General features: G+C 57.7%; 22 protein-coding genes. 17 read left to right on the plus strand and 5 right to left on the minus strand.

The annotated features are described in order from the left end of the window. The first annotated feature begins 128 nt into the window (after positions 1-128). The 10 genes from RQ593_RS08430 to RQ593_RS08475 all read left to right on the plus strand — a co-directional run bounded on the left by RQ593_RS08430 (position 129) and on the right by RQ593_RS08475 (position 7,293). Positions 129-446 (plus strand): hypothetical protein, encoded by a 318-nt coding sequence (locus tag RQ593_RS08430; protein ID WP_311450344.1) that lies wholly within the window; start codon positions 129-131, stop codon positions 444-446. Between the two features lie 244 nt (positions 447-690). Continuing rightward, on the plus strand, positions 691-1,149 hold the full coding sequence (locus RQ593_RS08435) for a hypothetical protein (protein WP_311450345.1): 459 nt from the start codon (positions 691-693) through the stop codon (positions 1,147-1,149). Between the two features lie 205 nt (positions 1,150-1,354). Beyond that, entirely contained in the window at positions 1,355-1,576 is a 222-nt protein-coding gene (locus RQ593_RS08440) for a hypothetical protein (protein WP_311450346.1), read from the plus strand. 178 nt (positions 1,577-1,754) lie between these two features. Further along, positions 1,755-1,901 carry a hypothetical protein gene (locus RQ593_RS08445; protein WP_311450347.1) on the plus strand — a complete coding sequence of 49 codons (147 nt, stop codon included), beginning with the start codon at positions 1,755-1,757 and terminating at the stop codon, positions 1,899-1,901. Positions 1,902-1,929: 28 nt separating this feature from the next. Then, positions 1,930-2,361 carry a hypothetical protein gene (locus RQ593_RS08450; RefSeq protein ID WP_311450348.1) on the plus strand — a complete coding sequence of 144 codons (432 nt, stop codon included), beginning with the start codon at positions 1,930-1,932 and terminating at the stop codon, positions 2,359-2,361. Positions 2,362-2,602: 241 nt separating this feature from the next. Continuing rightward, positions 2,603-3,241 (plus strand): hypothetical protein, encoded by a 639-nt coding sequence (locus RQ593_RS08455; RefSeq protein ID WP_311450349.1) that lies wholly within the window; start codon positions 2,603-2,605, stop codon positions 3,239-3,241. Between the two features lie 174 nt (positions 3,242-3,415). Further along, positions 3,416-3,970 (plus strand): hypothetical protein, encoded by a 555-nt coding sequence (locus tag RQ593_RS08460; protein ID WP_311450350.1) that lies wholly within the window; start codon positions 3,416-3,418, stop codon positions 3,968-3,970. Positions 3,971-4,373: 403 nt separating this feature from the next. Then, positions 4,374-5,285: a hypothetical protein gene (locus RQ593_RS08465; RefSeq protein WP_311450351.1), complete on the plus strand. Its 912-nt coding sequence runs from the start codon at positions 4,374-4,376 to the stop codon at positions 5,283-5,285. 174 nt (positions 5,286-5,459) lie between these two features. Further along, positions 5,460-5,861, plus strand: coding sequence for a hypothetical protein (locus tag RQ593_RS08470; RefSeq protein ID WP_311450352.1), 402 nt, complete (start codon positions 5,460-5,462; stop codon positions 5,859-5,861). A gap of 610 nt (positions 5,862-6,471) precedes the next feature. After that, positions 6,472-7,293 (plus strand): hypothetical protein, encoded by an 822-nt coding sequence (locus tag RQ593_RS08475; protein ID WP_311450353.1) that lies wholly within the window; start codon positions 6,472-6,474, stop codon positions 7,291-7,293. 658 nt (positions 7,294-7,951) lie between these two features. On the opposite strand, the gene RQ593_RS08480 is transcribed toward RQ593_RS08475, so the two are convergent. The 5 genes from RQ593_RS08480 to RQ593_RS08500 form a co-directional block, all read right to left on the minus strand. Continuing rightward, the gene (locus tag RQ593_RS08480) at positions 7,952-8,851 is read right to left on the minus strand and encodes a hypothetical protein (protein WP_311450354.1); all 900 of its coding nucleotides are present in this window, start codon (positions 8,849-8,851) and stop codon (positions 7,952-7,954) included. Continuing rightward, entirely contained in the window at positions 8,848-9,777 is a 930-nt protein-coding gene (locus RQ593_RS08485; RefSeq protein WP_311450355.1) for a hypothetical protein, read from the minus strand. The genes RQ593_RS08480 and RQ593_RS08485 overlap by 4 nt, the downstream gene beginning before the upstream one ends. Positions 9,778-9,793: 16 nt before the next feature. Next, positions 9,794-11,425 carry a CpaF/VirB11 family protein gene (locus RQ593_RS08490; RefSeq protein ID WP_311450356.1) on the minus strand — a complete coding sequence of 544 codons (1,632 nt, stop codon included), beginning with the start codon at positions 11,423-11,425 and terminating at the stop codon, positions 9,794-9,796. An 89-nt stretch (positions 11,426-11,514) separates the two neighbouring features. Next, positions 11,515-12,351: a hypothetical protein gene (locus tag RQ593_RS08495; protein ID WP_311450357.1), complete on the minus strand. Its 837-nt coding sequence runs from the start codon at positions 12,349-12,351 to the stop codon at positions 11,515-11,517. Between the two features lie 3 nt (positions 12,352-12,354). Then, a complete protein-coding gene (locus tag RQ593_RS08500; RefSeq protein WP_070505594.1) occupies positions 12,355-13,035 on the minus strand; it encodes an SAF domain-containing protein in 681 nt (226 codons plus the stop codon). Between the two features lie 180 nt (positions 13,036-13,215). Between RQ593_RS08500 and RQ593_RS08505 the strand changes: the two genes are divergently transcribed. The 7 genes from RQ593_RS08505 (at position 13,216) to RQ593_RS08535 (ending at position 22,447) form a co-directional block, all read left to right on the plus strand. Then, on the plus strand, positions 13,216-13,971 hold the full coding sequence (locus RQ593_RS08505) for a hypothetical protein (protein WP_311450358.1): 756 nt from the start codon (positions 13,216-13,218) through the stop codon (positions 13,969-13,971). A 140-nt stretch (positions 13,972-14,111) separates the two neighbouring features. Beyond that, on the plus strand, positions 14,112-14,321 hold the full coding sequence (locus RQ593_RS08510; RefSeq protein WP_070505598.1) for a hypothetical protein: 210 nt from the start codon (positions 14,112-14,114) through the stop codon (positions 14,319-14,321). 22 nt (positions 14,322-14,343) lie between these two features. Then, complete coding sequence (locus RQ593_RS08515) at positions 14,344-14,745, plus strand: pilus assembly protein (protein ID WP_311450359.1); 402 nt, start codon at positions 14,344-14,346, stop codon at positions 14,743-14,745. Positions 14,746-14,795: 50 nt separating this feature from the next. Next, positions 14,796-18,842, plus strand: coding sequence for a hypothetical protein (locus tag RQ593_RS08520; RefSeq protein ID WP_311450360.1), 4,047 nt, complete (start codon positions 14,796-14,798; stop codon positions 18,840-18,842). Positions 18,843-18,861: 19 nt separating this feature from the next. After that, the gene (locus tag RQ593_RS08525) at positions 18,862-19,485 is read left to right on the plus strand and encodes a prepilin peptidase (protein WP_311450361.1); all 624 of its coding nucleotides are present in this window, start codon (positions 18,862-18,864) and stop codon (positions 19,483-19,485) included. A 362-nt stretch (positions 19,486-19,847) separates the two neighbouring features. Continuing rightward, on the plus strand, positions 19,848-20,480 hold the full coding sequence (locus RQ593_RS08530; protein WP_311450362.1) for a hypothetical protein: 633 nt from the start codon (positions 19,848-19,850) through the stop codon (positions 20,478-20,480). A gap of 227 nt (positions 20,481-20,707) precedes the next feature. Further along, the gene (locus RQ593_RS08535) at positions 20,708-22,447 is read left to right on the plus strand and encodes a hypothetical protein (protein WP_311450363.1); all 1,740 of its coding nucleotides are present in this window, start codon (positions 20,708-20,710) and stop codon (positions 22,445-22,447) included. The last annotated feature ends 62 nt before the right edge of the window (positions 22,448-22,509 follow it).

Consider the following 22,509-nt stretch of genomic DNA (forward strand, 5'->3'; position numbering starts at 1 on the left):
CCCCGGCTCAGGGGGTAGAGTTCAGCAGCGCAGCAGCCTCATTTACCAAAGGGACATACCTGTCGAAATCCCAGAAGTACCCCGCCTTTCCACCGAAAACCCCACCCCCACACAGAAAGAAAGCCCCTATGAGCACCCCCGCCCCCGTGATGCGAGAAGCCATCATTGACGCCGCCCTAGCAGCCATTCGCACCACCCTCATCACCGAAACTAAACCCGCCTGCATTGACGGCTACTTCTTCCAGTCACCCACCTACCACGTCATCACTCCAGACCCCCACGAAGGACACCTCACCGTCCTGCTACGCAACTACCCGGCCCTTGGCGAAGATACCCCCTTCACCATTTCCCGCACTCTCGATCAGCCCCCCGCAACCACCGCCGAACTCACCGCCGCCCTGAGCCGTCTAGGCTGGCGCCGCCTCCCCGACACCCACACCACCTAACCCACACCACCCCTAGCGAATCACCCGCCCACTCATACGCTGCACCCGCTGGCCTTTTTGCCCGGCGCTCGCCGCTGTTGCCGTGTGTGTATGGTCTCTGTGTAGCTTGCTAGGGGTGGTTTGTGTGGCTGCTTTTTTGCGGATCTTTAGGGGTGGGACATGAGCCCCTATAGTGCGGTGTGGGGGTGGGGTGAAGCGGGATTCTAGAGGTGTACCTACAAGCACCGATAGAAGAGGTTTTGAGATGGCTAATATCTCCACGGCATCAGGCTATGCGACGTTCGAGGCGGATACCCGTGAGGTGGTTCAGCTGCTGATGGAGGCACTGAAGCCCATGAGTAAGGGTTTCACGTATTTCACGGATTTTAGGTGGGGTGATGACGAATGGCCCAATGATGAAGGCACCAGTGTGAGCGTCGGTTTTACGGGCTTCGGCCGGTGGGCGTTCTGTGAAAACGTGAAATGGGTGCCCGGCATTGTGAAGGGTGAGAAGGTCCCTGAGCTGGAGCGTGAGCGGTGGGCTATCCGGTGGGATTTCTCTGACCTGGAGAGTGGTTCAGATTTCTGTGGCAACTACGAAATTTTGATTGAGCACCCGGCTGGCGTCCCCATTGAGCAGAGCACGTTTAAGTACGTGGAAGAGCAGACCTATGCGCTCTCTGCTGAAGGCCGCTCGAAGCTACGATACCCTATCCTGTACTGAGAAGAAGCAGCAGTGAAAAGCTATTGATTGCCGGGTGTGAAGAATGTATGTACATACATTTTTCACACCCCCTTTGTTTTATGTCTTGAAAACACTCATTTATGGAAGGGACAAGTAGGTAAAATCAATAATTCGGTGCGCTAAAAAATGGGACGATAACCATATCGGATAACCCCCTATACCGAAGTCTTAATTGGAGGAAAAAATGAGTTACCGCGTTACCTATTGCACCTGTTCTAAAATGCCCGTCGAGCATTTCAACGTCATATCTACAGATATTCCTGACGATACCGGGGTGTGCTGTACGACCCGGTTCAAGAACGGGGGCGGCTTTGATATGCGGGCGGTGCTCGAAGAGGATGCCCGCCGTAGCACTCTCGCCTACCGCTGTTCGGCACTGTTCCGCCGCCTGTTCCGCCGCCGCTAACCCCCTACGGGTTATCCGGTAATACCTCACCCCCCTCCATAGAGGGGGGCGGGGTAGGGGATAGGGGGCGCAGCCACACCCTATTTAGGAAAAGGACAAACGAGGTCGAAACCCAAAAATGCCGCCCCAAAATCGAGACGATAGACCCACAACACGACACCTACGAAAGGAAGTACCCATGAACCCCCTGGCAATCCTTGAGCCCATGCTCATCATGCTTGCCGCCGCAAGCTTCTTCGCCCTCTTCTGGGTCACCGTCGCTTTGCTCTCTGCACGCACCGAACAGCAAGCCGAAGCCGAAGCCGCGCACCTCATCAACCGCTAACCCCCCTCATCTCGAAAGGAAACAAGACATGTCCTGGAACCCCCCTAACCCCTACGCCGAATTCGACGACGACGACTACCTCGCAGGCTTCTACGGCTGGGCGGCACACCTCGGCTACCTTCTGGAGCAGAAAACCCCCAAAATCAGCACCGACCAGCACCCCGCCATCATCCCTCTGATGGACGCATGCCACCACGTCATCCAGACCAGCATCCGCGCAGAAAACACCGACCCCGAAAGCCCGCAACGCTTCATGCACCTGCTCGGGGCAACCTTTGCCGACGACCTGAACGAAGCAATCGAGCACGCTATCCGCTACGCCCCCGAGGCGTTCCTCGAACTGTTTGGCGTAAGCTCCGCCGCCGAAATGCTCGGCTTCTTCTACGAAGCCGCCCTCACCTACCCCGCCGCCGAGCAGGAAAACACCGCACAGGAAAGCACCGAGCAGGAAAGCGCCTAACCCCCCAAGATACGGGGTGCCGCACCAACAAACACCCGGCACGGCACCCCACCAGCGGCGAGCGCAAGGCGGGGCGGGTGGGTAGAGCCCGCCCCGCCTTGCGCTCGCCGCCGGTGGGGTGCTTCAAGCAGCACGGAGAGGGGGATTTAGGAAAGGGACATTCCATGTCGAATCTTAGGGGAGGGGTCCAAAAATCAAAGATGATGGAACCAACAACACGAGAAGAAAAGGAGAAACCGCTATGTGGTACCCCGCTGATCCTTATGAGAACTACGAAGCAGAGGACTACCTGAACGACCTGATGGGCTGGTCCCGGCGCATCCGTGAACACCTCGCCGAAAACCCCCTGTCGCTACGGCTTGACCATCTGGAAGGAATCGGCCCGCTGCTGAGCACCTACCACTATTTCGCCCAGATCGGTCAGCAGATGAGCCAGCAGGAAGATGCCGTCACCCTCGAATCCTTCTTAGACGCTCTAGGCGACGGCTTCCTCGACAAGGCACAGGACGCACAGCGTACCGCCCTGTGCCAGGCCCCCGAATCGTTCCTGGATAACTTCAGCCTCAACGACTCGGTGCACCTTCTGGAGCTGCTGGAAGAAGCCACGCACTTTGTAGGGGAGAGGGAAGAGCCGGTGTATCACTTCCAGGGAAAGACCTGCAAGGAAACCGACCCCGACTTCTACACCATCCGTGCAGACTGGATGGTGATTGGCACCATTGAACGTAGCAACTGGGATAACAATGCGTTCTTTGCCGTGACCGACTTGGACAGCTGCTACGGGCACATCACCGATCGAGAGAGCCGCGCCAAGGCCCGGGGTGCGAGCGCGCGTGAGGTCTTCAAGGAATTTGTGCGTTGGTATAACGCCCGCCAGTAGCCACCCTGGCACACAGCAAGGGGGGCACCGGGTGATACCTGGTGCCCCCGTGAGTCCAACCATCAGCAGCAGGCACCTAGATCTAGGGCTTCACCGCTGGTGGTTCACCTGACCGCACCCGATACAAACTCAGTGAAAACGTTGTAGACTCCATCTCAGAAAGGATGATCAAGCATGGATGTGTATAAGGAACGTATCAGTGAGGTACTGAGTAACCCCGATTTATACATTAAAAGTAGTGAAAGGGCGACCTCTTATAACTCGTGGTTGAAAGACTATCTCCTGCAGGGGGGTGCCCCTACCAATGTGTACTCCCGTAATGGGGTTGAAGATTTTGTATGTATTGAAAGTAACCCACACTTGGTGTCTCTTCCCTTGGCTGTGATGGGTGGTTCCTTGGCGAAAAATTTTGTGCTTAGCCGTATGTATGATGTGGAGAAGTACCGTGGTCTTTTCTGCAGCGTACATAATGCGCTGTATGGCTGGGATCGTGACGGTAAGGCCATATACTATGGATCTTCTGTGCCGCTGTATGAGGACACTATAGATAGGCATATGGCTCTTAATCAGGGGGTCCCTTTGAAGGTGCGGAATATGATTCTTGAGGTTCGTAAAAAGGAAGCCTTACGTGTTCTGGTTTGGGAGGCTACAGGGAAATCTATCTGTGCGCCAGCTGAGATTGCCGAATATCTTATCAACCAGGTTAAGGCTCAGAAGAAGAGTAAGTAACTGGGCATCACGTGTCTTCTTGTTGCTCCAGGGCAACCCCTTGATGGTCGTACCCCCAATCTAGGTGTGCGGCCATCATCTGTTTAACAGCTTCCAGATCAGCGGGCCTTGGCGCTCGCTTCCTCTTCTGACCTGTTTGGCATAGTAGCCTTTGGGCATAAGGTGCTCTCAGCGGCGTAGCAAGGAGCTCTAGGTGGGGTGCTGCTGCACAAGGGCAGGCATGTAAGATCATGGCCTACCCCTGGGGTGATGCAGCCTAACCCGGGGGTCTGTCTCTTCTGGACCCCATATTTACCAAAGGGACAAACCCGAAAATATATATCTGGAGGCGGCGAAAAATCGAGAAGATGAACCTGTCGATACCGACAGGCCATGACCTGACATTTCAGAGAGAGGAATCATCATGGACCACCACCAGAGCGCACGTGAAGCGCTGAACCACTTGCTGGCTACTGACACCTTCTTGCGGGGTACCTTGGTCCCTACCGGCGACGTTGAGCTGAGCAAGAGGTGGAACGCAGCCCGCCCCTTCCTCGATGACCTCGACGAAAACCGCCGCCGCGCCCGTAGCATGAAGGGGCTCTTTACCCGAAACGCCCGGAAAATGTACGAGGACAACCAGAGGTTCTATAACTACATCACCAAGGAGGGGAAAGAACGTACCGACATTTTTATGGGGCGGCTAATTGAACCGTTGCCTCACTACGGTTCCCCCGTCTTGACCGGCCCCTCTATGCCTTTGACCAACACCATTCAGGTGCAGGTCGGCTCCATTATTCAGGTGGGAGTGGGCATCACGTTTCATGGCCGCACGACTGATTTTCGGGTAGGCCAGGTCGAATCCCTTAACCCGGCTGACGGTAGCGCCTCAGTACGTTTCAACGACGGAAAGCTGCACCCCATGTCTTTCATTGGCGGCGACATGGCCAAGCTGAGCTACTTCAGCCTTTATCAAAGCCGAGATTTTGAAGTGCCCGTCTCGCATATTATCGGGGCAACCCTCGAAGAAGCGGACAACAAATATACCCACGATAAAGCGCTGAAGACGCTCGCTGAAGTCCTCGCACAGGAATCAGCCCGTTACATGCACCGCTGGCCCCCGATCAACGATAACCACCGCACAGCGTACCGCCCGGCATTCGAGCAGGACCCGTTCACCGGAAACCCTGAAACCTATGAGGCGGAATGGGCAAAGGTCATTCAGGCCGGGGAAGACTTCTACCGCCCCGGTGGGATTCTGGAGAAGCGAATCGAGCAGACCCGCCAGAAGCTCGACGCAGCCCTGAAGGCATACCGCCAGGAACTGGAAGGCTAGAGGCCGCACCGGGCGCGCTCGCTGCCGCAGAGGGGGAGGGGGGCATCTCAGAGCTGAGATGCCCCCTTCTTCATGCCCAATTTAGGGAAGGGACAAGCCCTGTTTTTTATCAAAAGAGCAGCCGAAAAATCGAGACGATAGACCCACAACAAGCAACCGTAAGGAGAGCACATCATGACTGATACACCTCAAACCCGCCCGGTGACCGGTTCGGGTCTTCCCGCCGGTGAGACCTTCTACCCGGTGCCCTATTTCTTCGACGTGATGGATATGCCCGTCACCCCCACACAGGCGTGTAAGAGCGAGCCGGTGACCGTCCCTATCCGCATGGAGGTCATTCCTCTACCCGGGAATTCATCGCCGCTGATGAGCTTCTGCGGGGACGGCATGAAGCTTCTAGAAGAGCTTGCAGGGCATGAAGATTTCTACTGTGCGTGCCTGGAAGCGTCCGTAGCGGGTGATTCAGCTCAGATGCTCCACCTACTGGTGGACCGCGTCGCCGCGTACTTGAAGGTGAGCCCCACCGTAGCAGGCGTGTACCTCAAATACCCGAAATACCCGCCCCGAGCGCTATAGCACCCCCGGCTGAGCTGAACCCCCCTCAAGGGGTTTCGGCGCAGCCAATTTAGGGAAGGGACAAGAGCATCAAAACCTCAAATGAGACCCCGAAAAACTTAGAAGATAAGAGCGTACCCAACCGGTACACCCCCGTAAAGAAAACTCGACCGAAAGAAAACCCATCATGACCAAAACAGCACGCAAAACCCACACCAAAGGCTCCATGCCCAGCAGTACGAAAGACCTACTAAGACGCTGTAAAAAGATTGGGCTACCAATAACCCGCGGCGGCTCTGGACACCCCCGCATCTGGCTCTCAGGCGAACCCTGCACCGGGCTCAGCATCACAGTGCCCTCCACTAGCTCAGATTGCCGCTCCATGCTCAACAGCATCATGCTCATCCGCTCGTACACCGGGATAGACCTACGCACCATCTAACCCCCACCCGGTAGCAGAGCCGGGGCACCTGAAACAGGTCAAAAAACAGCCCTTCAGGTGCCCCGCAGCCTGAAGCAGCCACCCTCATTTAGCAAAGGGACAAACGTTGTCGAAACCCAAAAGCACCGCCCCAAAAACGAGACACTGAAGGCATCAACCAACCCCTAAGAAACGTCAAGGAGGCTCGCCATGAGCGACCTGCCCACCCTCACCCCCATCACCGACCCGCAGAACCCTCACCCTACTGCCGTACCGGCTGAGAACGCCTACGCCCTCACCTACACCGGCGAAAATATCCACGGCACAGTGAGGACCGTGCAGGTGCGCCCGAACGGTACCCCGAGCCAGATTCTCGAATCCTTGGACCGCATCATCACGCACCAGGCAACCAGGCGAGGAATTACCCTCAACATCCCAGAAGAGCCCACCGCACAGGACATTATTCCTATCCTCCGTCCGGTGTGGAAAGACCCCGATAACCTGGCTATCGTCCCCGCCCGTGAGCGGTTCACTCAGGCAATTCAGAGGCTAGGACATACGGACGAAGCAGGAAATACGACCTGGCGCCTGGCACTGATTCCCACCCACTACTCCACCGCCTCCAACCAGCCCGGATACGTCCGCTACGTCGTTCGTGCCACCCTGTGCGTCTGCATCCAGACCCCACAGGAAGAACCTATCTGGCACTGGCTCACCACCCACATGGGCCGCCGATTCAGCCCCGGCAAGCCCGCCGACCTGAGCCCGCACCTCTCATTTATCGACTTTGCCGCCGAGGTGCCCGCCGCCCTCTTCGAGGACCCGCAGCGACTAGAGGAATTCCGCCAGCACCTGATGAGCCAGACCCCGACCATCACCGCACAGGCAACCGCCGAACTGGAGCGCCGCTACGGGCTTCCGACCGGCTCCATCATCCCGAAGGCGACCCCTGAAGAGGTCTTCAGTGATAACCCCTTCCCCTTCTGGGCACGGCGCCGCATCCGCCGCATTGCCAACAACGCCGCCGCCTAACCCCTACACCGTCCCCCTGCACGCCAGGGGGGCACCCGGCGGGGGGGTATGACCAGCAAGGTTATACCCCCCCGCCCCATTTAGCAAAGGGACATAACTGTCAAAACCCCAGGTATAGATCCCTAAGCTCCGGCGCACTGGACCCCCCCGAAACCGGCAAGAAGCAAAGAAGAGGGGAGGGGCACACTCCCGCCCCCACCCAGGGCAAGCAGACCACGCGAGAAATCCCAGAATCAGGTGTACGGGCGCTGCCGGTAACCACCACCAACCACACCAACCACCACCCCTAAGGGAGAGCGCTCAAGAGCTGCGACCAGAGCACACCACCCGGCACACCCCCCATTTAGCAAAAGGACATAACTGTCCCAACTCACCATGAGCCACAACCCGAAGACCCCACCGGCCACAGCACACACGAACAAAGCACCGGCACACAAAAAGGGAGGGCCCCACAATCCATCACGGATCGCGGGACCCTCCCTATTTGGCGTATGTGGCACCTTGCTGACGCACAAGGTGCCACCACCTACCTCACCCACCAAACAGCAGGGAAAGAACCGGGGGAGCTGTCTGAATCCTCAACCGAAACCAGCCAAGGAACCCACCCGGCAGGTCATACGCCCACCCCCACCAAACAGCAGGGGAAGACTACTCGACGCTACATCTTAGTACCCAAAGACGCCAGCACCGGGAACAGCAGCATACCGATAGCCACCAAAGCCACCAGCGGGAAGAACAAGTTCAACCGTTCCGTCGCCGCATTCGCCCTCTCATGCTGATCATTGAGAATACGACCATTAATCAGCTCCGCATGATTACGCAACGACTCATAAATCTGGGTATCGTTCTCGCCCGCCTGCTTCAAAATCGCCGCCAAATCAGAAAGCTCCTTCACCTGGAGCTCCTGACCCAGATCATACAGCGCATCCCAGGGCTGCTTTCCCTGATGATGCGCAATCGTCATACGATTCTTGATCCTGGTGAACACCCAGGTATCAGAAACTTCTGCTGCGCTCGCGGCGGCGGTGGAGGTGTTAGCGCCCTGGCTACGGCGCATCGCAACGCCTTCCAGGTAGGTGGCGATAGCTCGGGAGAATTCCTCACGGGCGTTCTTCGCGCGGGATTCAATGTAGCTGTTGTACAGCATCCATCCTGCCCCGGCACCAATAAAAATCGTCAGGAGCGGTACAGAGATAGAATCCCCGCTCAGAGCGAAGGCGATAGCGATAGCGAGCGGTGCTGCAGCCCCGACGACCGCGCAGTTGAAACGACGGTACCAGTAGGACAGCTCAGGGATCGCCAGAATATTCAGGTTCTGAACATCGACAGTGAAAAACTTCGTCAGGTACTTCGTTTCAGGAAGATGCTCCATCACCCACGAACCGATCAGCTCTTCACTGCTGAGCTTTCGGGTACGCTGCTGAAGCTTCTGCGAGTCCGTCGTCTTCAGGTTCGCCATAGCGGACTTAACGCTGAGCTGATGAGGCAGAAGTGGCGAAATCAGCAAGGTCAGGCCTACACCCACCACAACACCTAAGCCAATGACCAGAGCCATCATCGGCGTTCACCTCCTACAGCATGAGAAACAGCATTCTTCAAAACGCCCTTAGCGTCCATCTGAGGCTGCGGGTTCACACTAGTAGAACCCAGAATACGGGGGACAGGACGCGGAGCAACCGACCGGCGAATCACGACCATCACCCCAATCAAAGCAGTAAATAGAAGCATGAAAACAAGCTCACCAGCAGGGGTGCGGTAGATAGGAGTCTGCGGAGCAGCCAGCACCACCGCCGAGAAAATGATGACGTTAAGCATCAACACCGTCTGACGTGCTGAACCCTGCGCAGCATCCACCTTGCGGCGCACCTCAATCTCATGACGAATCTCAAGATTGATACCCGCCAGCGCCGTAGACAAACCCTCACCGCGTTCCCTCGCCGCAATCTTCAGCAAGAAAATCACACGGTCAATGGTCGGATCGTTGAGATCCTGCGCGAAAGCATCGAGCGCCTTACCCGTGGGCCAGGAAGCATTCAAACGAGCCGTCAGACGACGCAAGGGCAGCTTCAAATTTTCACCTGCAACCGTATAAGAGGACTTAATAGCGCTTTCCAGGTGCGCACCACCCTTCACACGACCAATCAGGATACCCAGCCACGCCACCACTTCATCAAGCTTCTGCACACCCGTATCTTTCGGCAACAAGAGCTTAGGAACCATGATGATGAGTACAGGAATAATGACCAGAGCAAGCAGCCAACGGGTCAGAAGCCAGTAGATGATCGTGCCCGCCACAGCAAGCAGCAGAGCCCTACGATTGACCGCACCCAACAACCCCTGAACATCAGAGGTGAGGCGGCTAAAGCGGGTGGGGGCAGTAATCGGCTTCCACTGACCATGCCGTGAAATGAAACGGGCATAGACCATCATCGTCACGCCAATGCACACCACCGCTACCGATATAGGCAACATCAAGAGGTTCATATCTGTTTGCTCCTACCTACGCGGCGGTGGGGGATTCCCACCCTGCTTCCTTCAAATCATGTAGCATCTTCGGGCTCGACGGCGCCTCATCAAATGACGCATCATGGTGCCCGTCCTTCAACGAGAAAATATTGTGCGTCGTGGCCTGACGGTTACCTTCAGCAGGCAACACCTCACAGATATGCGTGACCACACGGCGAGGCTTACCGGTCTCAGGATCCTTAATCTTCTTCATCTGCACGATGAAGTCCAGGTTTTCAGCAACCTGACCAGACACATACTCGCGCGTCAAACCCTTCTCCAAAGCCAGACCTACCAGGCGGTCAATCGCCTGCTCCGGTTCGTGAGCGTGCAGGGTGCAGAATGTACCACCGTTAATCTGCATGGCTTCAATGAGCGCAATGATTTCACTACCGCGCACCTCACCGACCATAATATTCGCCGAATTCAGACGCAGAGCCTTCTCCACACACTGCTCCAGACTGTACTCACCGATACGGCGGCCCGACGCATCACGCTCACTACTGCCAGGGTGATACTGCAAGTCGATAACCGGCAGCACGCGGTGCGGCTGCTGATTCAGGTGAAGTTCACGTTCTTTCTCAATGGTCACCACCTGCACCATAGGGTCAATGCAGGAAGCCAGCGCACGCATCAGCGTGGTCTTACCGTCACCAGGCTCACCAGAAATCACAATCGACTTACGCGCCTTGATCGCGGCAGTCAAGAACCGACGCATCTGGGTAGTCAACGTACCCAGCTGCTCCAGCTGCTCCAACGTGATACTCACATACCGGTGAATACGCATCACCAACGACGGACGCGACGCCACCGGAGGCGCAATCGCCGCCAGACGCACGTAGCTGATCAAGTCCATATCCAAATCAGGATTCGTCGTAGAGAACGGACGCGAAGCATCACCCTGATTCGAGGCAATATTCTGGATCATCTGCATCAGCTCAGCATCCGTCGCCGCAATCGGCTCAGCACGCTCCGTACGACCATCAGAGAACTTCAAAAACACCTGATCACACCCGGCAATGTGAATATTCTCCACCTCCGGCATATCAATCAGCGCCTGAAAACGACCCAGACGATACAGCACGTCATACACCTGCTGCTGAACCTTCTCGCTGTACTCATCCGTCCACCGGTCACGGTCACCATCAACCTCAACCAGCGCCGTAGTATAAGCATCGAGCGCCTGCAAAATCATGGACTGAGTCTTCGCCTGCTGCTCCTGAATACTCAGCTCACGCATCCGGTCCTCTTCCAAAGACAGGCTATTAGACACCTGCTCCTGAATCGTCTCCACATCAGCCCAAAACTGAAGCAAATGCTCAGGAATAACCGGCTCACCAGAGGAAGAAGACGCACCAACAGCAGGGGAGGACTCACCAGCAGTGGCAGCCGGCGCCACAGCCTCACCCACAACAGCAGCAGAACCCACCGAAGACTCAACAGCACTCACCACCGGCACCACCGGAGGCGTAGGACCCGCCGGATCAAACCCATACGGAGCCACCTCCACCGGAACCGACCCAACAGAACCAACGCTCTGCGCCGCGCTCGCGGGTGCAGGGGGAGTCAATGCAGAGTTTTCCTTGTTCCTCTGCTGGGTGTGCTGACGCAGCAGGGGAGAATTCATGATGCTCCGTAGCTGAGAATTCTCAGATGCACTCATCGTCTATCTCTTTCTTAAGGTTGCGTTCTCTGTAGAGCAGAGGAAGGGGTGATTTATCGGGAAGGGTTGAGGTAGTCAGCTTCATTCTTCAGTCGGACCTGAAGTTTGGAGCTGTAGGTGGACACTGCTGTTCGGTAGGCGCGCAGTTTCTTGTCGAGCTTCTTGGCGGAGGTGGGGATGTCAGCGCCGTGGCTGAAAATTGCTGCTGCTTCAGGGCTATGGGGTAGCGTCGTCAGAAGTGGAGCGGAGGGGATGAGGGAGGCCAGCTCACCGGCGGGAAAATTCACTGCGGGGCTTTGGTGAAATACCGAGCACAGTCCTTCCGGGTGACCCTGCTCATCCATCAGCTGGTAGATTCGCTCAATATTCTCTTGGGCTGCCCAGGTATCAATGAATGTTGCTGAGAGGTGAGCAACTGCCAAGTCGGCATTCGTCACCAGGGCCATACGTTCCGTCTCTCGGGTGGTAATACGCCCCATGTCGAAAAAGACGTCGTAGCCGGTTGCTTTCTCGAAGGCGCGGGTGGCGATGAGCAGGTCACGCCAGAAGGCTTTGTGTCCGGTTGCCGCGCGAGGAGAAGGGAAAGCCGGCAGCAGGTGCTTGCGGTATTGCTTATCCTCAGCATAGCGTGCAGGGTCCTGAGCCAGGGGAATCATCTGATCAAAAACAGTCTTCGACGTTTGACCAAATTTCTTCATATTATTAGCCAGCTGCGTCATGTTGCGTTCGTACACGACGCGGCCACGCATAAAGCCTGCCAGAATCGACGAAGGGGAGGCGGTATCCGCTTCCACCAGCAAGACAGGGCGCGGCCACTGAAGAGCCAGAGCCAGCGTTGACATGGTCACACCCGGGGCGCCGTGGGTTGAAAAATGGGCAATAATCGCCATGGCTTACTGGGCCCCCTCAATGGTGACAACGACCTTCTTCTGAAGGACTGCATCCATGAACGCAGCGTTCTTTGAGGCGCCTTCGGGTAGCAACACGTCAATCTTCGTGTCTCCGTTGACCTTCGTGACCGTATCAACCGTGCCACTAATAGCGCCCTCAACGTTAGGGGAATTATTGTTTGCACCCACGTTCGCCGGAATCAGGATGACACGGTCGCCTGCCTTGAGCGGACGTACCGGAATGTTCGTAGAAGGAAGGAGAAGACCCACAATTTCCTTACCCTGCTCAGCGCTGGGCAGGTTCGGTGCCGTATTGCTACTGAGCAGCACCTGGCCGGAGGAAATGTCAGTGGTAGCCTTCTTGCCCACCACCTCAGAGCGCTTCTTGTACAACACAGCCTTAGCCGGAGGGTTCAGAACGTTCATCGTGCCCAGCTGGGACTCTTCGATTACTGCGCCACGGGGAATGTCCTGCGTGACCGTCACAATCTGTTCCGGTGCACTATTGGTTGCTACAGCGTAGGAGCCCAGAATGCCCACAGCAGTCAGCGTTGCACCCAAAGCTGTAATCCGGCGGGTCTTGCTCTTGGACTGAATCGGGTTCAGAAACTCATACTTCTCTGCTGATTCATCAGCACCAGAAGTAACAAGCTGATCTTTTTTCTGGAAAAGCGAAAACGCCATGGCATCTCCTAATGCAAGAAGTGGGGTGGGGTGTGGTTGGTGGTGTGAAAACAGTTTCTCCTACATTGAGAATACCACAAAAACTCATATAACATTGCACATATTCGTGTATATGTGTAGATTTATAATAGGGAGTGAACCTCCCCTGGAGGAAGCCCCCACCTATAGGAGAGCGATGAGATGACGCCCGCGCCGAATGATCAGTCCCTGACGTTTAATTTGCCGACCCTTTCGGCTGCTGAGCCAAAGAAAAAGAAACCCGAAGCCGCTTCTGAGCCGCCTCAGAAGGCAAGTGTCCTATCTGAAGTGCCGGTGAAGAATTCTCGACCCCGCGTTGAGGAACCCCCCACGGAAAAGAAGCCTGAGACTGAGCAGATCCCGTCGTCCCCACCTCTTCCTGCCCACGACGGCTCAGCCAACAAGGCAAAAGGGAAATCCCCTAACAAGAAGTTCAACCTGTCTATTGATCAGGATTTGATTCCCCGCATTAGGTGGGCGGTCCAAAAGGAGACAGGGTACGTCTACAAGCAGGGCTATATCTACCTCGTAGCCGTTGAAGAAGTGCCCCTAAAGGACATCGAACGCTATCTCGATGCTTACCGCCGCAATCTCAGCACCGTACCGGAGCTGCCTAAAGTCACCGTACTCCTGGGTAATCGGCACGCGGTAGCAGCTTCTCCCAGCCTCCCCCCGGAAGACGTTGCTCATGTAGATGCCCTTGCGAAGAAGCTAGGTATTTCTCGAAGCCGCTATTTTGCAACCGCGCTACGTATCTGGCTGGACCAGCACGACATGATGCCACCGACCAAGGAGCATCTAGCCGAAAACCTCGAACAGTACATTGCCAGCATGGGGCTCTACGTCCCACCCGCAGATCTGCAGAGGCTAGCCAAGAAGGCACGCGTCGCAGAGACCTCTGCCCCTAAGAATTCATAGGGCACCACCCCGGAGCCTTAGAATAATGAAAATGTGCTCTATTTCATGACGCATCTGCCACCAGGGCAGGTGCCTTCATAGAGATATGAGGGCTGGTGTCGAGAGCACACCACGCCGATAATTTGAAAGGAAAAATCAGCATGAACGCGCTGTACACCAATCTCTGCCTCTACATTTCGGGCGCCTACAACAAGATGAACGCTCGACTGGACGCCAAGCGCGAAAGCGGCGCAGGCGCAGTCGAATACGTCCTGCTCATCGTCGTTGGCGTTGCCATCGTCGGCCTGATCGCTGTTGCAGTAAAGGCCTTCGTAGAAGGTCAGCTGGGCTCCCTGACGTTCTCCATCTAACACTAGAAGGGAACCTGCAGCCATGAAACGAACGGTGCTGAGTCAATCACCAGATGACTCATCCTCCGAGTCTGGATCCTACGCCATTGAATGGCTTCTCCTGTTCCCCTTTCTGATGGGTCTCATTGTCTTCATTCTTCAGCTGGGCGCATACCTAGCTGCTAACTCTGAAGCACAAAATGCCGCTGACGCAGGCTACTTTTCAGCCCGCGTCATCGGCGGCACTCCAGAGGACGGAGTGGAACAAGCCCAGCACCGCCTCAACGCAACATCTACTCTCAAAGATGCCCACGTTGAGGTCCAACGGGATGCAGACCAGACAACGGTCACCGTAACGGGCACCTCTTCAGGTGCGCCGCCCTTCCTTCCCGCCATGACGATCACCCGCCAAGCGCAGGGCCCCTCTGAAGAGGCCCTGCGCTAAGGCGCATCATCCACCGACCATATCGACCACACGCAAAGGGGCTTCATCCCGTGAAAACTCAGATTCTCAGGGTCTTCTCCCTGATCGCCGTGCTCTTCATCATCCTTGGAATCCCGGTGCTACTGATTACTGTCTCCGGCAACCCCCTCGCATCCCTCGATATGGTCGGTGGCGTCATCGCCTCCGTCGACGGAGCCCTCACCTTCCTGCTGCAGGTCTTCATCCCCATCATTGCCTGGATCGGGTGGGCCTCCCTCGTCATCCCCCTGATCATTGAGGCAGCCGTACAGGTTCGCCACGGCGAATCCGTGAAGCTACCCGGCGTACTGCGTTTCCAGCAGAACGTCGCCGCCGTCCTCATCGGCATGATCCTGGCCTCTACCGCCGGTATCTCTGGCGCAACCGCCATCGAATCCGGCGGCACCGCAGGAGTGCCGGTCACCCCGAACCAGACCGTCTCCGCCCCCGCCACCGTACAGGCACAGTACGGCGCACCCACTGCAGCAGAGAAAGCACAGGCCTCCCAGACCGGCCCCTCCTACATGATTAACGGCCACGAAACCCTCTGGGACATCGCTGAAACCACCCTCGGCGACGGCAGCCGCTACATCGAAATCTTCAACCTGAACCAGGGCGTCGTACAGAAGGACGGCACCGCCCTGCTCTCCACCAACCAGCTCCTACACGACGGCTGGGTACTCACCCTGCCCCAAGACGCCAAGATTCCTCAGCCGATCGCAGGTAACGGCACCGTCACCATCAAGCCCGGTGACACCCTCTCCGAAATCGCGCTTGAAAACTACGGCGACATGGAAGCCTACCACTACATCGCAGGCGCAGCCTCCAAGACCACCCAGCCCGACGGCACCACCATCCAGGACGCCGACCTCATCCAGCCCGGCTGGGAATTCACCATGCCCGGCACCCCCACCGCACCCACCACCCCGGCGACCAACAGCAACGCAGGCTCTTCCAACGGCAACGCGGGCTCTTCCACCGCGCTCGCACCGTCTGCTGGTTCTTCCTCTGCTTCGGGTGTTTCTGGTTCTGCTGGTGCTTCTACGCAGGCGCCCTCTGCTGCTGCGTCTGCATCTGCTGCGCCGGTTGCTTCTAGTGCTCCAGCTGCACCTGTGGCGGCAACCCCTGCCGCGTCCGCTGCTGCTGGTGCGTCTACCGCCGCATCTGCCGCGCCCACTACCGCCCCGACTACTACCTCGGCGGCATCTTCTGCTATTTCTGCTGATGAGGCTGCCGCAAGCGTCGGTTCCTCCAGCGCGCACGGAGCACCTAAGGGCCAGCACACCACCGCCGCGACTGCCGCGCCCACTACCGCCCCGGCTGCCACCTCAGCCGCCTCTTCTGCTGCTGTAGCTGGCACCTCTACCGCTCCGGCTGCTCCCGCCGCGTCTGCCGCGCCTTCGGCTGCAGCGGCTGCGCAGAACCCGGCACAGGCTCCGGCCCCTGCTGCTCAGCAGGGTGCTACCTCCGCTATCCCCGGCGGCACTATCGCTACCGAATCTGCCGAGAAGACCGGAACCACCGAGCAGGCAGGCGAAACCGACAAGACCAGCAGCGTGCAGACCCACGACGTACAAACCGCCGGCAGCACCCAAAACGCTACCGTCGCCTCCGCTGAAGACGAGGAGAACAACTACACCCTGCCTCTCACTGGTGGCGCTTTGCTGGCCGCCGGTCTGCTCTCCGTCTTTGCCGCCCGCCGCTGGCACCAGCGCCGCCGCCGCAAGCCGGGCCAGACCTACCAGCTCACCCCTGAAGCAGCCACCACCTTGACCACTCTTGAAGCCGAGGCCGCCACCGCGCCCCTGGCTGAGATTGATTACGGCCTGCGTCTGCTGGCACAGCACTGCCGCGACACCGAAACCCCCGTCCCGGTCCTGAAGTACTTGGCACTTAGCGCCACCGAGGCAAACCTGTACTTCGAGCAGGACATCCTGGATCTGCCCGCACCCTTCCAGAGCACCATGGACGCCAACCTGTGGAACCTGCCGTTCGGATCCCTGGACACCAGCGAACCGCTGGACATTTCCGCACCCTACCCTGCCCTGATCACTGTCGGTGATGACACTCAGGGCGCAGCTTTGATGCTCAACCTCGAATACGTCGGAACCCTGCAGCTGCACGACCCCTTCCAGGGCACCGGCCAGGTCAACACCATCAACCAGATCATTGGCTCCATCGCCGCTGAGCTGCTGCTCAACCCCTGGGCAGAAGGCCTGCACCTGAGCCTGCTCGGCCTTGACGACGCCTTCCTGAACGCACTCTCTGCTGACCGCATCACCACCTATACTGCCGATCAGAGCGAGGAATGCCTCAACGACCTCACCGCTGAAGCACAGGACCTGCAGAACTTCCTGGAGTCCGAGGGCTACAACTCTGTGCACGAAGCACGCATGGCAGGAGCCGAGTCTTTCCCCGCCCATATCGTCATCGTCTCTGACACCATCGACGAGATGGACCACTCCGACCTGCTCGATTTGGTGCGCACCATGCCCAACGTCGCTATCGCCGTCATCTCCCACGAAGACGCTGCCGAAGACCTCGACCCGAGCTCCCGCACCCACCGCCTGACCGTCACCCGCGCCCCCCACGGTGACATCTCTGAGACCATGCTGGAGCTGCAGCCGGTCCGTATGCCCCTGATTCCGCGTTATCTGACCAAGGACGAGGAAGAAGCCATCCTGGCTCTGCTGAAAGAAGCAGCCGCCGAACCCACCGACGCACCGGAGAAGGTTCTGCGTTTCCCCGAGGTCACCTCCACCGCAACCGATAGCCCCGCTGAGGATCAGAGCCTGGCACCGGAAGAATCCCCGGCTGTGGTGGACGCACCGGCAGAAGCCATGGAACCGGAAGAAGCTACGGAACCGGCAGAGACCACCGGTGAGCTTGAGGTAGAAGAAGCACCCGAAACCGCACCCGAGCCTGAACCTGCCCCCGAACCGGCAGAAACCACCAGCTACGGCATCGACACTGCCTACGGTATTGATACCGCCACCTCCTACGGTTACGACACCGCAACCGGTTACGGCATCGACACCACCTACGGTATCGACACCGCAACCACCCCCGAGGAAGCAGCAACCCCGGCACCGGAAGAAGCTACGGCACCGGAAGAGACCACCGATGAGCTTGCCGCTGACGAAGCACCCGCACCCGAAACGGAAGCACCCACCGCGCTCGCACCTGCCTGCTATGAGGAGGGTAAGAGCCCTGAGGAGATCCGTGCCGAAACCCAGCAGGTCTTCGCCCACATCTTCGGTGAGACCGACCTGTACGATGCTTTGGTGAAGGACGGTAGCGCCCTCACCCATGAGACGGAGACGAACCTGGAGCACCCCTTCCTGGCTCTGCTGGGTCCGGTGCGACTGCTCAACGCGCAGGGACCGGCACCTTTGACCAAGGGTAAGAATGAAGTGTCTACCGTGCTGATGGATCGTTACGCTGCTGTGGCTGCGTTCTTGCATCTGCACCCTGGAGTGGAGACCGAGGATTACCACGCCGCGTTCTGGCCGGGGGAGCACCACAGTTCCACTAAGGCTGACACCCGCCGTAACCAGCTCACCGGTAAGGTTCGCCAGTGGCTGGGCTCCACCAAGGATCGCCACCCGTACTTCCCGCGCGCGGTATCCCGCCGCTACAGCCTGTCCGAGCTGATTAACTCTGACTGGGCCCTGTTCCAGATCCTCACCGATGGGGATTTGGCTCTGCGTCCGACCTCGCACCTGCTGGCAGCATTTAGCCTGGTTCGTGGCGTCCCGCTCGACGGTAGCAGCGCCCACTATCCCTGGGCTGAAAACGACCGTGAAAAAATGCGCACCCGCATTATCGACGTCGCTTATGAACTGCTTGATCGTGCACGGCAGGCTCAGGACCACCGCCTCATCCTCCAGATCGCCCGCGCCGCCCGCATGATTGATAGCACCCAGGACGCATTCTGGATGGCAGAAATCCATGAGGAAATCCTGACCAACAACCTGCAGAAGGCTCAGCAGCTCAAGACCCAGTTCCTCGACTACTTGGAATCCTGGGACGTAGAACCGTCTGAGGAAGCAGCCAAGGTTTTGAACCTGGCCGCCTAACCGAAAGAAGAAACACCAGATGACTGTGACCAGCAGCCACGACACCACCGCACCGCGCACCCCGAACATCGCCAAAGGCGTGCTCTTGCGGGCTGCCGCCGTCAGCTTCACCGCCTCCCTCATCCTGGGAGTCACCGGCTTATGGCAGCAGGTAATGCCGTGGCTGCTGATCCTCACCATCTTCTACTACGCAGGACCCCTCATGTCCTGGGACATGCGCCATAAGCTGCTGCCGAATGCGTACACCTACCCGTTGGCGGTTGCACAGGTTGGATTGGCTGCCGGGCTGCTGGTCACCGACCCGATCCTGAACCTCACCGGGTCCCCCACCACGGGTGCTGCTACCCACGGTGCCCTCATGCTCATCATCGCCCTAGCTATCACCGGCTGTTTCTTCGCCTTTGCCCTCTTCGCCCCCGTTGGTCTGGGCGATGTGAAGCTTCTGGCAGGGCTAAGCCTTGCTACCGGATACTACGGATTTGAAGCTGCTTTTTGTTCTTTGTTCCTTGGGCACTTCCTCGCCCTGCCCGTAGCCTATATTGCCCGCCGTAAGGGAGAGAAGACCGTGCCTATGGGTCCCTTCCTCATTACCGGCGCGCTACTGGTTCTGCTCTTTATGCCGGTGCGCCCCCTTTTCTTCTAGCTTCATCTCACCGGTTTCAATGCCCCCAAGAACACCTGTTCTTGGGGGCATTACTATGCCTGCCACCGGGTGTACCCCTCCCCTCATTTAGGAAAGGGACAAGAAGGAAAGAATTTCAAAAGAGGGTGAGGGAAAAAGGACACAATGAAGTGCCTTCATAGCAGTGAAGGGGTGCTACCCCCTCTCACCTGCCCGCCAGGGTCTACCCTGCGGCACAGGGTAGAGGTGACAGCACAGCCATCACCCCAAACCTGCATCCTGCAGCTTACCCCGGGGTAGATGGCGGAACCGTCAACCCGTGCCACCAGCACCCTAAACTGGCGGCACAACCAACCCCCTAACCGAAAAGAGGAATGAACCCCATGACCACCACGACCCCCTCGACCGCTTCCGTATCCACGGAATCCCCGTCCCGTCCCGGCTACAAGGCCTACACGTTCTTGTGGTTTGCCGCCGCCGCCGCAACCGGTGCCCTGATTCTGACCGAACAGTGGGAACAGTACGGCATGTACTTCATCTCTGCCCTGTACCTGGCCACCGCCGCCCCGGCCCTGACCCGCCGTACCACCCCCACCACCGGCACCGCCCTTCTGGGAACCATGGGCACCATCGCTGCAATCTTGGTTCTGTGCAGCGGCGGCTACCACCCCTTCGGCCTTAGCTTCACCCTGCCTGACTATCTGTCAGCCATCACCGGCGGATTCATGCTCGCCTCCGCCCTGACCGGATGGGGCGTACTGTACCTGCTGCGCCGCACCGTCCAGGAACCCTGGATGGACACCCTCAACACGAAGCTCGTCATCGGCTCCGCAGCAGCCTCCGGCGTCTTCCTCTCTGAAGGTTGGGCCGCCTTTGCCTGCGTCCTGCCGGTCACCGTGCTGATCAGCGACTTCATTGCCAACCGCAACAAGACCCCCAACCCCAACCTGATCCTCGCAGCCGGCACCCTCATCAACGCAGCCGCCGTCCTTACCGCCCTCGCACTGATGGCATAAACCCACACCACACACCACAAGGGGGGAGGCGGAACCCCGCCACCCCCCGCACAATGAACCACAGGGACATCCCACAAAAAAATCCACCACCACGTGAGGTTTTCACCGCATCATGAAGTGCCTTCATAGGAATGAATACCCCGTATCCACACCCCGGCAACCACACCCCGGAACAACAAGGGGGGCGGATACAACACAACAACCAACCACCAAGAAAGGCACCCACCATGTGCGACTGGAAGCCCGGCCCTCGCTGCTTCACCCACTACGAACCTCGCTACAACGCGGCCTTCGAGAAATACCTCGAAGAACTCGAAAACATCCACGCCTTGGCACAAGAAGGCGAACTCACCGACGAAGACTTGAAAGCCTTTAACGCCGCCTTCGAGAACTATCAGGCAGCCCAGCGCATGTTCTACATGTCCCCCAAAGCCCGTAAGAAGTGGCTGGGCAAAGAAATCGACTATGCCCGAGAAAACTATGAAAGCGCCCAAAAATACCTTGACGAAAACCCCAACGATAAGTACGCACAGCTCTATGCAGCCAACGCCAAAGCCGAACTCGACCAGCTCGAAAAACAGGCCGTAGACGGCGCCCACCGCTGGGATCAAGCAAAACTCGCCTCTGAACTGGCAGCCCGCCGCAACGAGAACGCATTGGAACGCGGCATCTTCAGCCAAGCCGCATACACCGCCGAAGACCTCGAAGACGTCGACCTGAACACGTGGGACCGAGCTTGCCCCGACGGCACCGTCACCCTACATGGATTCGAGGACGAACTCAAAAAATCCTCCGACCCCAAAATCTACCGCGAAGCAACCATCACCCGAAAAGTACGCCTCGAACTACCCACCGGCGAACGCGTCCACGTCGACCTACAAGCACGCATCATCCAAAAAAAGAAAGGATCCTCAAGCTACACCGTCGAGTACACCGTCTTCCACAACGGAAAAAACCTCGGAACCCTCATCCCCAACTCAACCGCACACGACGGATTCTACGGCGTCGGTGCGGTCGCTGAACACCGCCCAGTAACCCGCGACACCGCCGATACCGCACGAGACGGCGGACGCCTCCGCAAGACTGACTGGGAGCACTACCAGGAAGTCAACGAACTCACCGACGAAGAACTCGCCGAGCACAAAGCAGCCTACGAAGCTAACGTCGAAGCAATCGGCGAATACAACAACGAAAATAAGAAAGGAATGTACACCCAAGGCAAAACTTTCAACAACCTCATCAACACCACCCACAAAGGCCAAAAACACAACAACTTCACCCGCCAACTCGTCAAAGACAGCAACGCCCACACCAGCTTCAACAGCATTTCAGGCGCCAAAAATGACATCAAAAAAGTTCTCACCAACCAGGACGCTCTCCTAACCAACCTGGTCATGAACGCCCGCACCCAATCCATCAACAACTACGCCGAGCAGCAATTCGGAGCAAGCAAGAAAGCAGAACGTGAAGAAGTAGAGCGCGACGCAAAAGCAAACCTTGAGACCCTAGACGACCGCCTCAAGCCCAAAACCCGGCGCGAAAAGCGTAATCACGGCGGCGGCATGGACCGCGCCGAACGCAACATCGCACGCACCGAACGCAAGATGGCACAGATCAACAAGGAAAAAGCAGCTACCGACCGCCGAGAAAAGACCCTCAACGCATCCAACGAACACCTGTCCAAGCTCCAACAAAAAACCGGCAACCTCACCTACAGCACCCGCGTAGACCCCACCCGCCAAACCACCGCCAACGGAAACTACAGCTACAGCGCAACCCGTACCGTCAAGGGAGGCCGAAAAGAATACATCACCATTCAATTCACCAAGACAGGCAAACTCGGCAAAAACTACAGCACCGAACCCTCAAAAATCCCCAACATGGTCGCCATCAAAACCCCCCAAAACCAGACCATCCACCTCAGCCCCGGCCAATACGCAACCATGGCCAACACCGCCAAAAAATAAACAAATTTAGCAAAAGGACAAACCCCAAAAAACAACCAAACCACCACCCCAAAACCCCTACA

This window comes from uncultured Rothia sp. (genome assembly GCF_963507905.1).
Taxonomy (GTDB): domain Bacteria; phylum Actinomycetota; class Actinomycetes; order Actinomycetales; family Micrococcaceae; genus Rothia.